The organism is Microterricola pindariensis, from assembly GCF_002936985.1.
In the GTDB taxonomy this organism is placed as follows: Bacteria; Actinomycetota; Actinomycetes; order Actinomycetales; family Microbacteriaceae; genus Microterricola; species Microterricola pindariensis.
Window position 1 is genome coordinate 12,995 of the sequence record NZ_MPZN01000020.1, and the last position, 12,809, is coordinate 25,803.

The 12,809-nt window shown below is 72.2% G+C and carries 11 protein-coding genes; 6 read left to right on the forward strand and 5 right to left on the reverse strand.

Annotation, left to right across the window (positions count from 1 at the left end; translation table 11 throughout):
• Positions 1–2: 2 nt before the first annotated feature.
• The 3 genes from GY24_RS07840 to GY24_RS07850 all read right to left on the reverse strand — a co-directional run bounded on the left by GY24_RS07840 (position 3) and on the right by GY24_RS07850 (position 3,916).
• Positions 3–428, reverse strand: a complete 426-nt coding sequence (locus GY24_RS07840) for an LbetaH domain-containing protein (protein ID WP_083362870.1) — start codon at positions 426–428, stop codon at positions 3–5.
• Positions 429–642: 214 nt separating this feature from the next.
• On the reverse strand, positions 643–1,368 hold the full coding sequence (locus tag GY24_RS07845; protein ID WP_133161145.1) for a collagen-like protein: 726 nt from the start codon (positions 1,366–1,368) through the stop codon (positions 643–645).
• A gap of 181 nt (positions 1,369–1,549) precedes the next feature.
• Positions 1,550–3,916, reverse strand: a complete 2,367-nt coding sequence (locus GY24_RS07850) for a DEAD/DEAH box helicase (protein WP_104475135.1) — start codon at positions 3,914–3,916, stop codon at positions 1,550–1,552.
• A gap of 327 nt (positions 3,917–4,243) precedes the next feature.
• Between GY24_RS07850 and GY24_RS07855 the strand changes: the two genes are divergently transcribed.
• Together GY24_RS07855 and GY24_RS07860 are read left to right on the forward strand one after the other, a co-directional pair.
• The gene (locus GY24_RS07855) at positions 4,244–4,771 is read left to right on the forward strand and encodes a GNAT family N-acetyltransferase (protein WP_104475136.1); all 528 of its coding nucleotides are present in this window, start codon (positions 4,244–4,246) and stop codon (positions 4,769–4,771) included.
• 105 nt (positions 4,772–4,876) lie between these two features.
• On the forward strand, positions 4,877–5,923 hold the full coding sequence (locus tag GY24_RS07860; RefSeq protein ID WP_161498707.1) for an alpha/beta hydrolase: 1,047 nt from the start codon (positions 4,877–4,879) through the stop codon (positions 5,921–5,923).
• Here the strand turns inward: GY24_RS07860 and GY24_RS07865 are convergent.
• Entirely contained in the window at positions 5,920–6,765 is an 846-nt protein-coding gene (locus GY24_RS07865; protein ID WP_104475138.1) for an aldo/keto reductase, read from the reverse strand. The two genes, GY24_RS07860 and GY24_RS07865, sit on opposite strands and share 4 nt — an antisense overlap.
• An 8-nt stretch (positions 6,766–6,773) precedes the next feature.
• Complete coding sequence (locus tag GY24_RS07870) at positions 6,774–7,994, reverse strand: MFS transporter (RefSeq protein ID WP_104475163.1); 1,221 nt, start codon at positions 7,992–7,994, stop codon at positions 6,774–6,776.
• 150 nt (positions 7,995–8,144) lie between these two features.
• Between GY24_RS07870 and GY24_RS07875 the strand changes: the two genes are divergently transcribed.
• The 4 genes from GY24_RS07875 to GY24_RS07890 all read left to right on the forward strand — a co-directional run bounded on the left by GY24_RS07875 (position 8,145) and on the right by GY24_RS07890 (position 12,790).
• The gene (locus GY24_RS07875; RefSeq protein WP_104475139.1) at positions 8,145–8,621 is read left to right on the forward strand and encodes a MarR family winged helix-turn-helix transcriptional regulator; all 477 of its coding nucleotides are present in this window, start codon (positions 8,145–8,147) and stop codon (positions 8,619–8,621) included.
• Between the two features lie 79 nt (positions 8,622–8,700).
• Positions 8,701–9,273 carry an antibiotic biosynthesis monooxygenase gene (locus GY24_RS07880; RefSeq protein ID WP_104475140.1) on the forward strand — a complete coding sequence of 191 codons (573 nt, stop codon included), beginning with the start codon at positions 8,701–8,703 and terminating at the stop codon, positions 9,271–9,273.
• An 85-nt stretch (positions 9,274–9,358) separates the two neighbouring features.
• Complete coding sequence (hutH, locus tag GY24_RS07885) at positions 9,359–11,017, forward strand: histidine ammonia-lyase (RefSeq protein WP_104475141.1); 1,659 nt, start codon at positions 9,359–9,361, stop codon at positions 11,015–11,017.
• 147 nt (positions 11,018–11,164) lie between these two features.
• On the forward strand, positions 11,165–12,790 hold the full coding sequence (locus GY24_RS07890; RefSeq protein ID WP_104475142.1) for a M23 family metallopeptidase: 1,626 nt from the start codon (positions 11,165–11,167) through the stop codon (positions 12,788–12,790).
• Positions 12,791–12,809: the final 19 nt, after the last annotated feature.

Below are 12,809 nucleotides of genomic sequence, written 5' to 3' on the forward strand. Positions count from 1 at the left end.
CCCTAGGCGGCGAGCCCCAGGTGGGCTCGGCTCGGTGCGACCGGTCGGGTGCCCGGGATGGTCGCCCCGGCCGGGATCGTCTCGTCGTCGCCCACGCGGGCGCCCTCGCCGATGCGTGCGCCCTTGCCGACGGTGACCCGGTTGCCGAGCCGCGCCCGCACCCCGACGACGGCGTGTGGCGCGAGGTGGGCCCGCGCCCCCAGGCGTGCCTCGGCTCCGACGATCGCGCCCGGCTCGATCCAGCTGTCCGGGCCGATCTGAGCCTCGGCATGCACCTCGGCCCCGGGGTCGACGTAGCTCCCCCGCGCGATGTAGGCGGTGCGGTGCACCGTGGCCTCGGCCGAGACGAAGCCGCGGCCGTTCGCGTGGTGACGGTACCGGCGCAGCACGCCGGCGCTGTCTTCAATGTCCACGTAGTTGGTGCTCATCGCGGCCCCTCTCTGCTCTACGGGATCGATCTCGCCCTGCGCGCGGCCCGGCCGGCGCGGCGCGACATCGTTGGCACTTCTCTGCGATCAGAACACCCGCCGCTGCGTGCACGCTGCGTGTTGGCTGCGCCCACGCCGTGACTGTCCCGATCCACTGTTGACATAACACGGCGGATGCGGCTGGCATTCCCCCCGCGCCGGGCGGCCCACCGCGCTACTGCTGCGCGACCCACGCCCCCGCGGAGCAGGTGTAGAAGGCCATGCTGGCGGTGTCGAGGTAGATGTCGCCGTCCGCGCCGCACGCGGCCGCCGGGTCCGGGCTGCCCGTGCCGAGCGACACCTGCGTGCCGGCGACCCCGGGCTCGCCCGGCTTGCCTGGCTTGCCCGGCTCGCCCTGGGCGCCGGTCGCGCCGGTCTCCCCCTGTTCGCCCTGCTCGCCGGCCAGGTTCTCTGCGGCGTTCTGCTTGATGTTGCCGACGGAGGTCCACACACCGTCCTGGCGCAGGTACACGTTGGCGCTCTGCAGGTCGATATAGAGGTCGCCGTCGAAGCCGGCGTCCACCGACGGGGCCCCGACGCCGGCCCGCACGATCGAGCCCGTTGGCATCAACTCGGCGATCATCGCGTCGAGGGCGGCCTGGTCCAGCGGCGGCTCGCTCGGCTCGGGCGTCTCCGCGCTCGGCTCGGGCGTCGCCGTCACATAGACGGTGGGCGCCGGGGCGGGCTCCGCTGTCGCCGCGGCCATGCTGGATCCGAGGAAGGAGGCGACGAAGGCGAGCAGCACGACGCCGGCCCCGATCCAGAGCAGCGTGGCCCTGGTGACCGCCGCGGCTGGCTTGCCGACCGGGTCGCCGGCGGGCGCGCCGGCGGGCGCCGACCCCGGGGTGCCGGCGGGCACGGGTCCTGAGGTGGAGTCGGGTCGATCGTTGGCTTCGGTCACGGTGGGCTCCTTCGCACGCGGTTGCCGCAGAGCTTAGCGGCGCGCACCGGCCGAGTGCGAGAGGCGAGCGCGCATCGGGCCCACCCGCTCGGGGTGCGGGCCCGCACCCGGCGGTGCCCCGGGCATGCAGAAGGGCCCGCCCGACCGGAAGGTCGAGCGGGCCCAGGGGTGCTGCGTGTGACTACGCGTTGGCCGGCGCGTGGCCGGCGATCTGCGACACGAGTGCGTCGCCGGGGAAGGCCTGAACGAAGTCGGCCTCGATCTCGGCGCGCTCGAGCAGCTCGGCCATGCGGCGCTGGCGCTGCTTGGGGATGAGCGTCACGACGGTGCCCTGCTTGCCGGCGCGGCCGGTGCGGCCGGCGCGGTGCAGGTACGTCTTGTACTCGTCGGGGGCGTCGGCCTGGATCACCAGGTCGATGTCGTCGACGTGGATGCCGCGAGCCGCGACATCCGTGGCCACCAACACGCTGACGCGGCCGCTGGTCAGCTGCGCCAGGTTGCGGGTGCGGCGGGCCTGGTTGAGGTCGCCGTGCAGCGAGACAGCCGGGATGCCGGCGTCGTCGAGCTGGTCGGCGAGCTGCTCGGCGAAGGCGCGGGTGCGGGCGAAGACCAGGGTCTTGCCGTCGCGGTCGGCCAGCTGCTCGATGATCCGGGTCTTGTCGCGCTGCTCGATGAGGAGCACGCGGTGGTCGATGGTCGAGGAGGCCTGGTCTTCACCGGCAACCTCGTGCACCGACGGGGAGGGCAGGAACTCCTTGACGAGGGCGGCGACGCCCTTGTCGAGCGTGGCCGAGAACAGCAGCTTCTGGCCGCCGTCTGCGGTCTCGCGGAGGATGCGCTGCACCGGCTCCAGGAAGCCGAGGTCGCACATGTGATCGGCCTCGTCGAGCACCGTGATGGTGACCTGGCTGAGGTCGAGGCGGCCCTGGTTGATCAGGTCCTCGATGCGGCCAGGGGTGCCGACGATGATGTCGACGCCGCGCTGCAGCGCGCCCACCTGGCGGTGCTGCGGAACGCCGCCGTAGATCTGCGTGGTGAACAGGCCGACGGAGCGCGCGATGGGCTGTACCGTGCGGTCGATCTGCAGGGCGAGCTCGCGGGTCGGGGCGAGGATCAGGGCGCGGGGCTTGCGCGACATGGCGCGCTTCTTGCCGCCGCCGTTCTCCATCAGCTTCTCGACGAGCGGTGCGCCGAAGGCGATGGTCTTGCCCGAGCCGGTCTTGCCGCGGCCGAGGACATCCTTGCCGGCGAGAACGTCGGGGATGGTCGCAGCCTGGATCGGGAACGGGCTCGGTGCGCCGAGCTCGGCGAGGGCAGCAACGATGTTGCCGCCGAGGCCCAGGTCGCCGAAGCTCATGCCGACGACGTCGGAGGCCTGAATGGCCTCGGCCTCGAGGCGCTCGAGCACGACGTCATCCTGCGGGGTGAAGTGGCCCTTGCCCGCGGTTCCGGAGAAGTCGCGCTTCGGGTAGAAGCTCGAGTCGCTGCGGTCCGACTTCTGGAAGCCGGGGCGGTCGAAGTTGTCGCGGCGCGGGGGGCGCTCGTCGAAGTTGCGACGCGGGCGGTCGGCGCGGTCGGCGAAGTCCTTGCGCGGTGCGCGGTCGGCGGCGTTGTACGCGGGGCGTTCGGTGCGCTCCGGACGCTGCGGGCGGTCGTTGTAAGAGGGGCGCTGGCCGTAGGCCGGGCGGTCGCCACGGTCGTTGCGGCTGGCGTCGTATGCGGGGCGCTCGGAGCGCGCGCCGCGGTCGCTGCCGTAGGACGGGCGGTCGTTGCCGCGCTGCGGGCGGTCACCGTAGGCGGGACGCTCGCTGCCCTGGCCGTAGGCCGGGCGTGCACCGCGGTCGTTGTTGTACGCGGGGCGCTCGGAGCGTGCACCGCGGTCGTTGTTGTACGCGGGGCGCTCGGAGCGTGCACCGCGGTCGCTGCCGTAGGACGGGCGGTCGTTGCCGCGCTGCGGACGGTCACCGTAGGCGGGACGCTCGCTGCCCTGGCCGTAGGCCGGGCGTGCACCGCGGTCGTTGCCACGGTCGTTGTTGTACGCGGGGCGCTCGGAGCGTGCACCGCGGTCGCTGCCGTAGGACGGGCGGTCGTTGCCGCGCTGCGGACGGTCGCCGTAGGAGGGACGCTCGCTGCGAGCACCGCGGTCGGCACCGTACGAGGGGCGCTCGGAGCGGGCGCCGTAGGAGGGACGCTCGCCGCGGTCGTTGCCGCGGTCGTTGTTGTAGGCCGGGCGGTCGGTGCGCGGGGCGCGGTCGCCGTAGGACGGGCGCTCGGAGCGCGCGCCACGGTCGCTGCCGTAGGACGGGCGGTCGTTGCCGCGGGCCGGGCGGTCGTTGCCGTATGCGGGGCGGTCGTTTCCGCCGGCGCGGGCTGCGCGCTCGTCGGCGTTCCAGCGAGCCTTCTTGGGGCCGCCCTCTTCCGGACGGTGGCCGCGGTGGCCGGGTGCGCGAGAGCCGGGAGCCTTGGGTCCGCCCTTGCTGCCGCCCTTGGCGTAGGAAGGATCGTAGTTCTTGGCCGTGCGACCCGAAGAATTGTGGTTATTCGACATAGAGATTTCCTGGGTTTTGTTCGAGTACATGGCAGAACAGCGCTGCGCTCCAACGAGCGCACCGCAACTGAGAACCCGGGGAGTAATGACCGGGGCCGTTCACATACATTGTGATTTTTCGCCAACAGAATTGTTGCGAAACCGGCCCACCAGACTTACAAACCCATCCGCATTACACATGCGGTGTCTAGAGCCGACTTGTCTACATTACCGGATGCCGGCTGAGAAGTCGCCCTGAACAGCGCACCCTGCCGGCCGGGCCGGGCCCGGGCCGCCCAGCAATCGCCCCGAAACGCCGCCGAAACGTCTCGCCCTTAGGCTCGCGCCATGACGACAGCAGAACTCCGCCCGACCGCAACCAGGCCCGCCCTCAGCATCGACATCGAGGCACCGCGCCAGGACGAGCTGCTGGGGCTGCTCGAGCAGAGCACTGCCTACGCCCGGAGCCTCGGCTACCCGCCGGAGAGCAACTTCCTGCTCGACGTCGACGCGCTGGAGCGTTCGAGTGTGCGCGTATATGTCGCCCGCGACGAGGGCGGCTGTGCGCTCGGCCTCTCGGCGCTCGTGGCGCTGGAGCCGGAGGCCGACGGCAGCCGGCCCGGCGACGCCGAGCTGAAGCGCATGTTCGTCGGCGAGCGCGCCCGCGGCCTGGGCGTGGCCGGCGCCCTGCTTCGCCGGATCGAGGCGGATGCGGCGGAGCGCGGCATCCGCCGCCTGGTGCTGGAGACGGGCGATCTGCACGCCTCTGCCCTCGCGCTCTACGGCAAGCACGGCTACCGGGAGATCCCGCAGTTCGGGCAATACATCGGCGAGGCGCACAGCATCTGCCTGGCGAAGCCGCTTGCCGGCGAGTAGCCGAAACAGCGGGCCCGGCGGCAGATTCGCGCCGCCCCCGCCGGTGCCCTACGCTCGTCTCACTCGCACCACCACCCCTCGCACCGTTGCGCACCCGGAGCATCAGTGAAATCGAAGCCCGTCCTCGTCGGCCGCTCGCGCCGCACACGGGTGTTCGCCGTGCTCGCCGCGGCCTGCACCGGCCTGCTTTCCACCGCCCTGCTCAGCGGTTTCCACATCGGGGTGCACGAGATCCAGCCGGAATCGGGCACGACGACGTCGGAGCTCGTCACGCCGGAGATCATCGGGATCCGCACCTTCACCACCCCGACCGACATCCGGGTCACCGAGGACGTGGTGTACGGCACGCGGGCCGACGGCACCCTGCTCACCCTCGACGTCTGCGCGCCGGCCGAGGCCGGCATCGAGCGGCCCGCGGTGCTCTCCATTCACGGCGGCAGCTGGGCGCGCGGCGACAAGGCCAACGCCGACTGGCGCGCGGTCTGCCAGTGGCTGGCCAGCGAGGGCTTCGTGGCCTACTCGCTGAACTACCGGCTGGTGCCGGAGAGCCTGTTCCCCGCGGCGATCGACGACGTCGAGCTCGCCGCCCGCTGGGTGCGCGCCCCCGCCAATGCGGAGCGCTTCGGCATCGACCCGGCACGGCTGGGCGCCTTCGGCGGCTCGGCCGGCGGCAACCTGGCCGCGCTGCTCGGCACCCGTGGCACCGGGCCGCTCGACCGCGGCAGCCGGGTCGCGGCGGTCGCCGAGCTCTCGGCGCCGATCGACCTGCGCCGGGCCGCCGTGGTGCGCGATGGCGGCAATGCTCTCGTGCAGGACATCATCAGCCGGTACCTCGGCTGCGCGGAGTGGGCGCTCTGCCCGCAGGCGGAGGACGCCTCCCCTTCGACGTTCATCGACCCGAGCGACCCGCCGTTCCTCATCGGTCACGCCGACGCGGAGTTCATTCCGCTGGCCCAGTCACAGAATTTCGCCGCCGCCCTGGCCGCCGCCGGCGTCGGCGCGGAGCTCGTCACCGCCCCCGGCGACGACCACTCCATCGGCATCCTCGACGCGGCGATGCGCGAGCGCGTCGCGGCGTTCTTCCACGACGCGCTCGGCGCGGCGGCGCCCCAGCGTGCAGCGCTCAGCCGTGAGGCCGGCCCCGGGATCTAGCCGTTGAACTCGGCCGGGTGCGGCCCGACGCGTCCGGCCCCGCCCTCCGGCTCGAGCGCGTCGATCGCGCCCATGGCCGCGTCATCCAGCTCGAAGTCGAACACGGCGAGGTTCTCGGCGATACGCGCGGGCGTCACCGACTTGGGGATGGCGATGCGCCCCTGCTGCAGGTGCCAGCGCAGGATGAGCTGCGCCGGGGTGCGCCCGAGTGCCCGAGCGAGCCCGACGATCTCCGGGTCTGCCAGCAACCCGCCCTGGGCGAGTGGGCTCCACGCCTCCGTTGCGATTCCGTGCGCCGCGTTGAACGCCGCGGTCTCCCGCTGTCGGAGCGCGGGGTGCAGCTCGATCTGGTTGACGGCCGGCACGGTGCCGCCGAGCGCTATCACGCGCTCGAGGTGCTCCGGCAGGAAGTTGGAGACGCCGATCGCGCGGCTCCGGCCGCTCGCCGCGAGCAATTCGAGGGCCTCCCAGCTCTGCAGATAGAGGTCGTTGGCCGGGGCCGGCCAGTGGATGAGGAAGAGGTCGAGCCGATCGAGGCCGAGCGCGTCCAGGCTCCGCTCGAATGCCGCGGCGGCCGGGGCGCCCTGGTCGCTGTTCCAGAGCTTGCTGGTGACGAAGAGCTCGTCGCGGGCGATTCCGGATGCGGCGAGCGCCCGCCCCACACCCTTCTCGTTGCCGTAGATCGAGGCGGTGTCGATGCTGCGGTAGCCGGCCTCGAGCGCTGCGCTGACCGCGGCCTCTGTGGCGTCATCCGGCACTTGGAAGACGCCGAAGCCAATCTGCGGAATCCCGACGCCGTTGTTCAGTGTGAGCGTGGGCACGAGTGTTGTCGTTGCGGGCATGGTTTCTCCTAGTGGGTGGGAACGGGGGTGGTCAGGGTGGGGGTGCCGTGGGGCGCGCGTGCCGGCCGTCTGAACTCGCCACCCGGCGCGAAGGCCGCGACGAGGAGGACGGCGAGCCCGCCGACGGTCACGACGGCACCGGCCCAGATGGGCGAGGTGAAGCCGAGGCCGGCCGCGAGCGTCAGCCCGCCGATCCAGGCGCCGAGCGCGTTGCCGACGTTGAAGGCGGCGATGTTGGCGGAGGATGCCAGCGTCGGGGCCTCGGCGGCGTGCGCCATGACGCGCATCTGCAGTCCGGGGACGGTGGCGAAACCGAAGCCGCCCATCAGCACGAGCGAGAGCAACGTCATGGCCTGGTTGCCGGCCGTCAGGGCGAACACGGCGAGCACCACGGTGAGCGCAACGAGCAGGACGAGCAGGGTGAGCCCGAGGTTCTTGTCCGCCAGGCGGCCCCCGATGATGTTGCCGACGAAGAGTCCGGCGCCGAAGAGCATCAGCAACCAGGGCACGCTGGCAGCGGCGAAGCCACTCACCTCGGTGAGAGTGAAGGCGATGTAGGTGAACGCGCCGAACATTCCGCCGTAGCCGAGCACGGTGATGCCGATGGACAGCCAGACCTGCGGGCTGCGGAACACCCGGAACTCCCCGCGCAGCCCGTCGGGGTTGCGCGCGGCATCCGCCCCTGTTCGCGCGGGCACGAGCAGCGCGATCGCGGCGAAGGAGAGGACGCCCATGAGTGTGATGGCCCAGAACGTCGACCGCCAGCCGGCCGCCTGACCGAGCAGGGTGCCGAGCGGCACGCGCATGACGTTGGCGATGGTGAGGCCGGCGAACATGATCGAGAGGGCGGCCGCTCGCTTGTTCGGGGCGACGAGCTGCGCGGCGACGACCGCGCCGATTCCGAAGAACGCCCCGTGGCAGAGCGCGGCGACGATGCGCCCGGTCATCATCGTGGTGTAGTCGGGGGCGAGCGCCGAGAGCAGGTTGCCGGCGATGAACAGGACCATTAGCCCGAGGAGGGCCGCCTTGCGGTCGACCCTGGTCAGCACGGCGGTGAGGGCGATGGCGCCCAGCGCCACGCTCAGCGCGTAGCCCGAGATGAGGTATCCGGCGGCAGTCTCGGACACGGCGAAGTCCGCGGCGACCTCGGGCAGGAGCCCCATGATCACGAACTCGGTGAGCCCGATGGCGAAGCCGCCGATGGCCAGTGCATACAGCGCGAGGGGCACGAGATGGTTCTCCTTCATTAATTGATGCGTCTGCAACTATCTGCGTGCGCAGTAGTTGCAGACGCTCGCTAAATGCTTGCACACGCGTTATATCTGCGCAAGCTGGTATAGTTTTCGTATACGCAGTGACCGCACCAGGAAGGAGCACCGATGGGCATCGCCGACGACGCCGTTGAGATTCGCGCCCAGGGGTGGCGCGCGCTCGCCGCGGTGCACGGAATCATTGAATCCGCGCTCGAGAAGGCGCTCCAGGGTGAGCACCAGCTCTCGGTCGTTGAGTTCACCGTGCTCGACGCACTGAGCCGCCAGGATGGCTGGCACATGCGCATGCAGCAGCTCGCCCGGGCGACCGCGCTCTCCAGCAGTGCGACCACCCGACTGGTCACCCGCCTCGAAGACCGCGGGCTGCTCACGCGGATCCTCTGCGCCGACGACCGCCGGGGCATCTACACCGAGCTCACCGCGGCCGGCCAGGCGCTGCTCGAGAAGGCACGCCCCACCCACGACGCGACCCTCCACGCCGCCGTCGAGGAGGCCAGGCAGGTGCCGGAGCTCGCGCCGCTCGTCGACGCGCTCGACGCCCTCTATCCTGCGCTCGACCCGTCGGCAGAGATCGTCCTCGCCTGAGGCCGTCGTCGCCCGGGCCCGGCCGCCCAGCGCGCCGCCCCGTCACATCGCCGACACATGAGTGTGTTGAGCTTGGTTCATGACCACAACCCCCATCACCGTCTCAATCGAGCGCACCGTCGACCCGGCGCGCATCGCGGAGGCGACGGCGTGGATGCAGACCGGCATCAATCTCGCCACCCAGTACCCCGGCTTCCTCGGCTCCGGCTGGGTGCGCGCCGGAGCGAACTCCACGACTTGGCACATGCTCTACCGATTCGCGGATGACGCCGCGCTGCTGCGCTGGGAACAATCCCCCGAGCGCGCCTGGTGGCTGGAGAGCGGCAGCGGCTTCGCGCACGAGCAGAAGACCGAGCGGCGCACCGGCATCGAGGGCTGGTTCGACGAGCCCACCGTGGTCACCGTCGAGCACGCGGGCGGCAGCACGCCCGTACCGCCGCGTTGGAAGCAGGCCACGACCATCTGGCTCGGCTTCTTCCCTCTGAACGTCGTCTTCGCCTATCTGACCGCCTGGCTGATTCCCGGCTGGGACGACCTCCCCCTTGCCCTGCGCGCGCTCATCACGACGCTCTGCCTCACGCCGATCATGACGTACCTGATGCTCCCGGCCGTGACCCGGCTGCTCCGGCGCTGGCTGGAGCCGCGGCGCTAAGGGGCGCGCCCGCCTGTCTGGCATTACAGACGGCAGTACCCCGTCGCGCGTTGCCGGGCCGAGCCGCGTGCTGTGCACTGGAAGCATGAGCATCTCAGCGCCCTCCGCCGCCAGCACCGTGACCGTCGGCCAGGGGCCGCTCAGCATCGCGGAGGTCGTGGCCGTCGCCCGGCACGACGCGCAGATCGTGCTCGACCCGGCCGCGCTGGACGCCGTCGCCGCCAGCCGCGCCATCATCGACGACCTGGCCGCCGACCCGGCCGCGCACTACGGCATCTCGACCGGCTTCGGCGCCCTCGCCACGACGTACATCGAGGCCGACCGGCGCGCCCAGCTTCAGGTCAGCCTCGTCCGCTCGCACGCGGCCGGCTCCGGCGCCGAGGTCGAGCGGGAGGTCGTGCGGGCGCTCATGCTGTTGCGCCTCAGCACCCTGATGACCGGCCGCACCGGCGTGCGCCGGGTCACCGCCGAGACCTACGCCGCCATCCTGAACGCCGGCATCACCCCGGTCGTGCGCGAGTACGGCTCGCTCGGCTGCTCCGGCGACCTCGCCCCGCTCGCGCACTGCGCACTGGTGGCGATGGGCGAAGGCGAGATTCGCGCCAGCGAATCTCGCCTTCGCACGGCGGCAGCCCAGAATCAGGCAATCTCAACAACGGGAATCGCGGCCCCCACCATCGCGTCGGCGGGCGACGACTCAGACGACGAAACTCTGATGAGCGCGGCATCCGCCCTCGCCCTGGCCGGCATCGCCCCGCTGCAGCTGGGCGAGAAGGAGGGCCTGGCCCTCATCAACGGCACCGACGGCATGCTCGGCATGCTCTCGCTCGCGATCCACGATCTCGGCGCGCTGCTGCAGACCGCCGACATCGCCGCCTCGATGAGCGTCGAGGGGCTGATGGGCACGGATGCCGTCTTCGCCGCCGATCTGCACAAGCTCCGGCCGCAGGCCGGGCAGGCCCTCTCCGCCGCGAACTTCCGCACGATCCTGGCGGGCTCTCCGATCGTCGCGAGCCACAAGGGGCCGGAGTGCACGCGCGTGCAGGACGCCTACTCGCTGCGCTGCGCCCCGATCGTGCACGGCGCGGCCCGCGACACGGTCGCCCACGCCACGAACGTCGCGCACGCCGAGCTGGCCAGCGCCGTGGACAACCCGGTGCTCACCCTCGACGGCCGGGTGGAGTCCAACGGCAACTTCCACGGCGCCCCCGTCGCCTATGTGCTCGACTTCCTTGCCATCGCGGCCGCCGACGTGGCCAGCATGAGCGAGCGCCGCACCGACCGCTTCCTCGACCGGGCCCGCAACCAGGGCCTCCCGCCGTTCCTCGCGCACGAGGTCGGCGTCGACTCCGGCCTCATGATCGCCCAGTACACCGCGGCCGGCATCGTGAGCGAGATGAAGAGGCTGGCCGTGCCGGCATCCGTGGACTCGATCCCGAGCTCGGCCATGCAGGAGGACCACGTGTCGATGGGCTGGGCCGCCGCCCGCAAGCTGCGACGCTCCATCGACGGGCTCGGCCGGGTGCTCGCCATTGAGCTGCTCACCGCGGCGCGCGGCCTCGCCCTGCGCGCCCCGCTCACCCCCGGTGCCGCGACCGGCGCCGTGACCCTGCTCGTCAACGCCGCCTCGGGCGGCCCCGGCCAGGACCGCTACCTGTCCCCCGAAATCGAGGCCGTCGTCGAGCTGGTGCAGAGCGGGCGCGTGCTGGATTCCGCGAGCGCGGTGACCGGCCCGCTCGCCTAGATCGGCATGCTGGCGGGGTCTGCGCCCGCTCACCCGCGCACGACGACAATTGCGCCAAGCCATTGTGCGCGCCCCATCTGGGTGACAGACTGACGGGGCTGACCTCTCGGCCGGCTGTCCATAACCCGAATGTGGATGGTTTCTGTCATGACACTGCGCTTCGCGAACGACCCTGGATTGGACCCGGGCCGCCCCTGGCGGCGGCACCGGTCAGCCATCGCGCTCACGCTGACGATGGCCCTCGCGATCGCCGGCGCGTCGTCAACGGCGAGCGCCGACGACCAGTCCCTGGAGGCTGCCGATCTCGCGGCCAGCCAGGAGAGCGCCGCGGTCAGCGATCCGGCCGGCCCGGCCGCGACAGATCCGGGGCCCACGCCCGCGGCTGTGGATCCGACGGCGACCCCCGCGGCCACGCCCCCTCCTGCGGCCACGCCGGACCCGACAGCCACGCCAGCACCGATTCCGGTCACGACTCCGACCGTGACGCCCACGCCGACGGTGACGCCCGTGCCGACACCGACCGTGACTCCGACACCCACGGCCACGCCGACCCCGACCCCCTCGCCCACTCCCACTCCCACGCCGTCGGTGACGCCGACCCCCACGCCGACGCCCACCGCGACGCCGACGCCGACGCCCACGGTGACGCCGACGCCCACTCCCACGGCGACCCCGACGACGACACCGACAACGACCCCGCGCCCGGCACCCGGCGTTCGACCGACACCGCCCCGGCTCACCGTGACGACGCCCGCGAACACCGGCCTGGCCGTCGCCCGCCTCGCGGCGACACGCACTTCGGCCGCGATGAGCCGCGCCTCGCTGGTGCTCGCGAAGAGCAAGGCGGAGCTGACGAGGGCCCAAGCCCGCTATGACTTCGTGCAGTCCGAGTACGACGCGGCGCTGCTGGCCGCCACCGCCCTGGCTGATGCCGCGACGACGGCGGAGTCCGTGGCAGACACCTCCACCCGGCTCCTGGTGCAGGCGATGCGGCCGACCGGCTCCCCCCGGCAGGGCGTGAGCCCGCTCGATGTGCTCTTCGGTGACTCCTCGGAAGAGGCGCTCCTGGGCGAACTCTCCACGGTCGAACGGCTCAACAGCCAGAGCGTCGACCCCGAGGTGCTCGCGGCCCGGGCCGACCGCGACCACGACCGCGCCGTGGCCGCCCGTGCCCACGCAGACCAGGCCTTCACCGCCGCTGGGCAGCTCCCGCTCGACGAGGCGCGCACCGAGCTGGCTGCGGCCGAGGCCGCTGTCACGGCCGCGACGGCCGCCGTCGCCGCACTCCGGGTGGCCGGAGCCGCGGCCACGCAGGTCGCTGCGCTGCCGCCGGCGCCCCTCGACGACGGCCGGCTGATCGACGCGGCATGGACCGCGCCGGGTTCCGGCCCGATCACCGACACCTTTGGCCCGCGGCCCGAGAGGCCGGCCGGCGCCGGCCCGTTCCACTACGCCGTCGACATCGGCACCGGCTGCAACGCGTGGATCGTCGCGGCATCAGCTGGCACGGTCAGCGCCGCCGGCGCCTTCTCCGGGCTCGGCAACCGCATCGTGATCGACCACGGCAACGGCGTCACCACCACCTACGCGCACCTCGTCGACGGCGGCATCGCCGTGGGAGTCGGCCAGGCCGTTACGGCCGGCGAGGCCATCGGCTTGTCCGGCAGCACGGGAGTCTCCACCGGCTGCCACCTGCACTTCGAGGTCGCCATCGACGGCGTGCGCACCGACCCCATCCCGTTCCTCGCCGCTCGCGGCGTCACCGTCGGCTGACCCCGGCGTCAGCGCTCGG

Coding starts and splice junctions, on each gene's coding strand:
- hutH (WP_104475141.1), top strand. CDS start 9,359: ATGAGCATCTCAGCGCCCTCCGCCGCCAGCACCGTGACCGTCGGCCAG.
- GY24_RS07890 (WP_104475142.1), top strand. CDS start 11,165: ATGACACTGCGCTTCGCGAACGACCCTGGATTGGACCCGGGCCGCCCC.
- GY24_RS07840 (WP_083362870.1), bottom strand. CDS start 428: ATGAGCACCAACTACGTGGACATTGAAGACAGCGCCGGCGTGCTGCGC.
- GY24_RS07855 (WP_104475136.1), top strand. CDS start 4,244: ATGACGACAGCAGAACTCCGCCCGACCGCAACCAGGCCCGCCCTCAGC.
- GY24_RS07850 (WP_104475135.1), bottom strand. CDS start 3,916: ATGTCGAATAACCACAATTCTTCGGGTCGCACGGCCAAGAACTACGAT.
- GY24_RS07875 (WP_104475139.1), top strand. CDS start 8,145: ATGGGCATCGCCGACGACGCCGTTGAGATTCGCGCCCAGGGGTGGCGC.
- GY24_RS07865 (WP_104475138.1), bottom strand. CDS start 6,765: ATGCCCGCAACGACAACACTCGTGCCCACGCTCACACTGAACAACGGC.
- GY24_RS07880 (WP_104475140.1), top strand. CDS start 8,701: ATGACCACAACCCCCATCACCGTCTCAATCGAGCGCACCGTCGACCCG.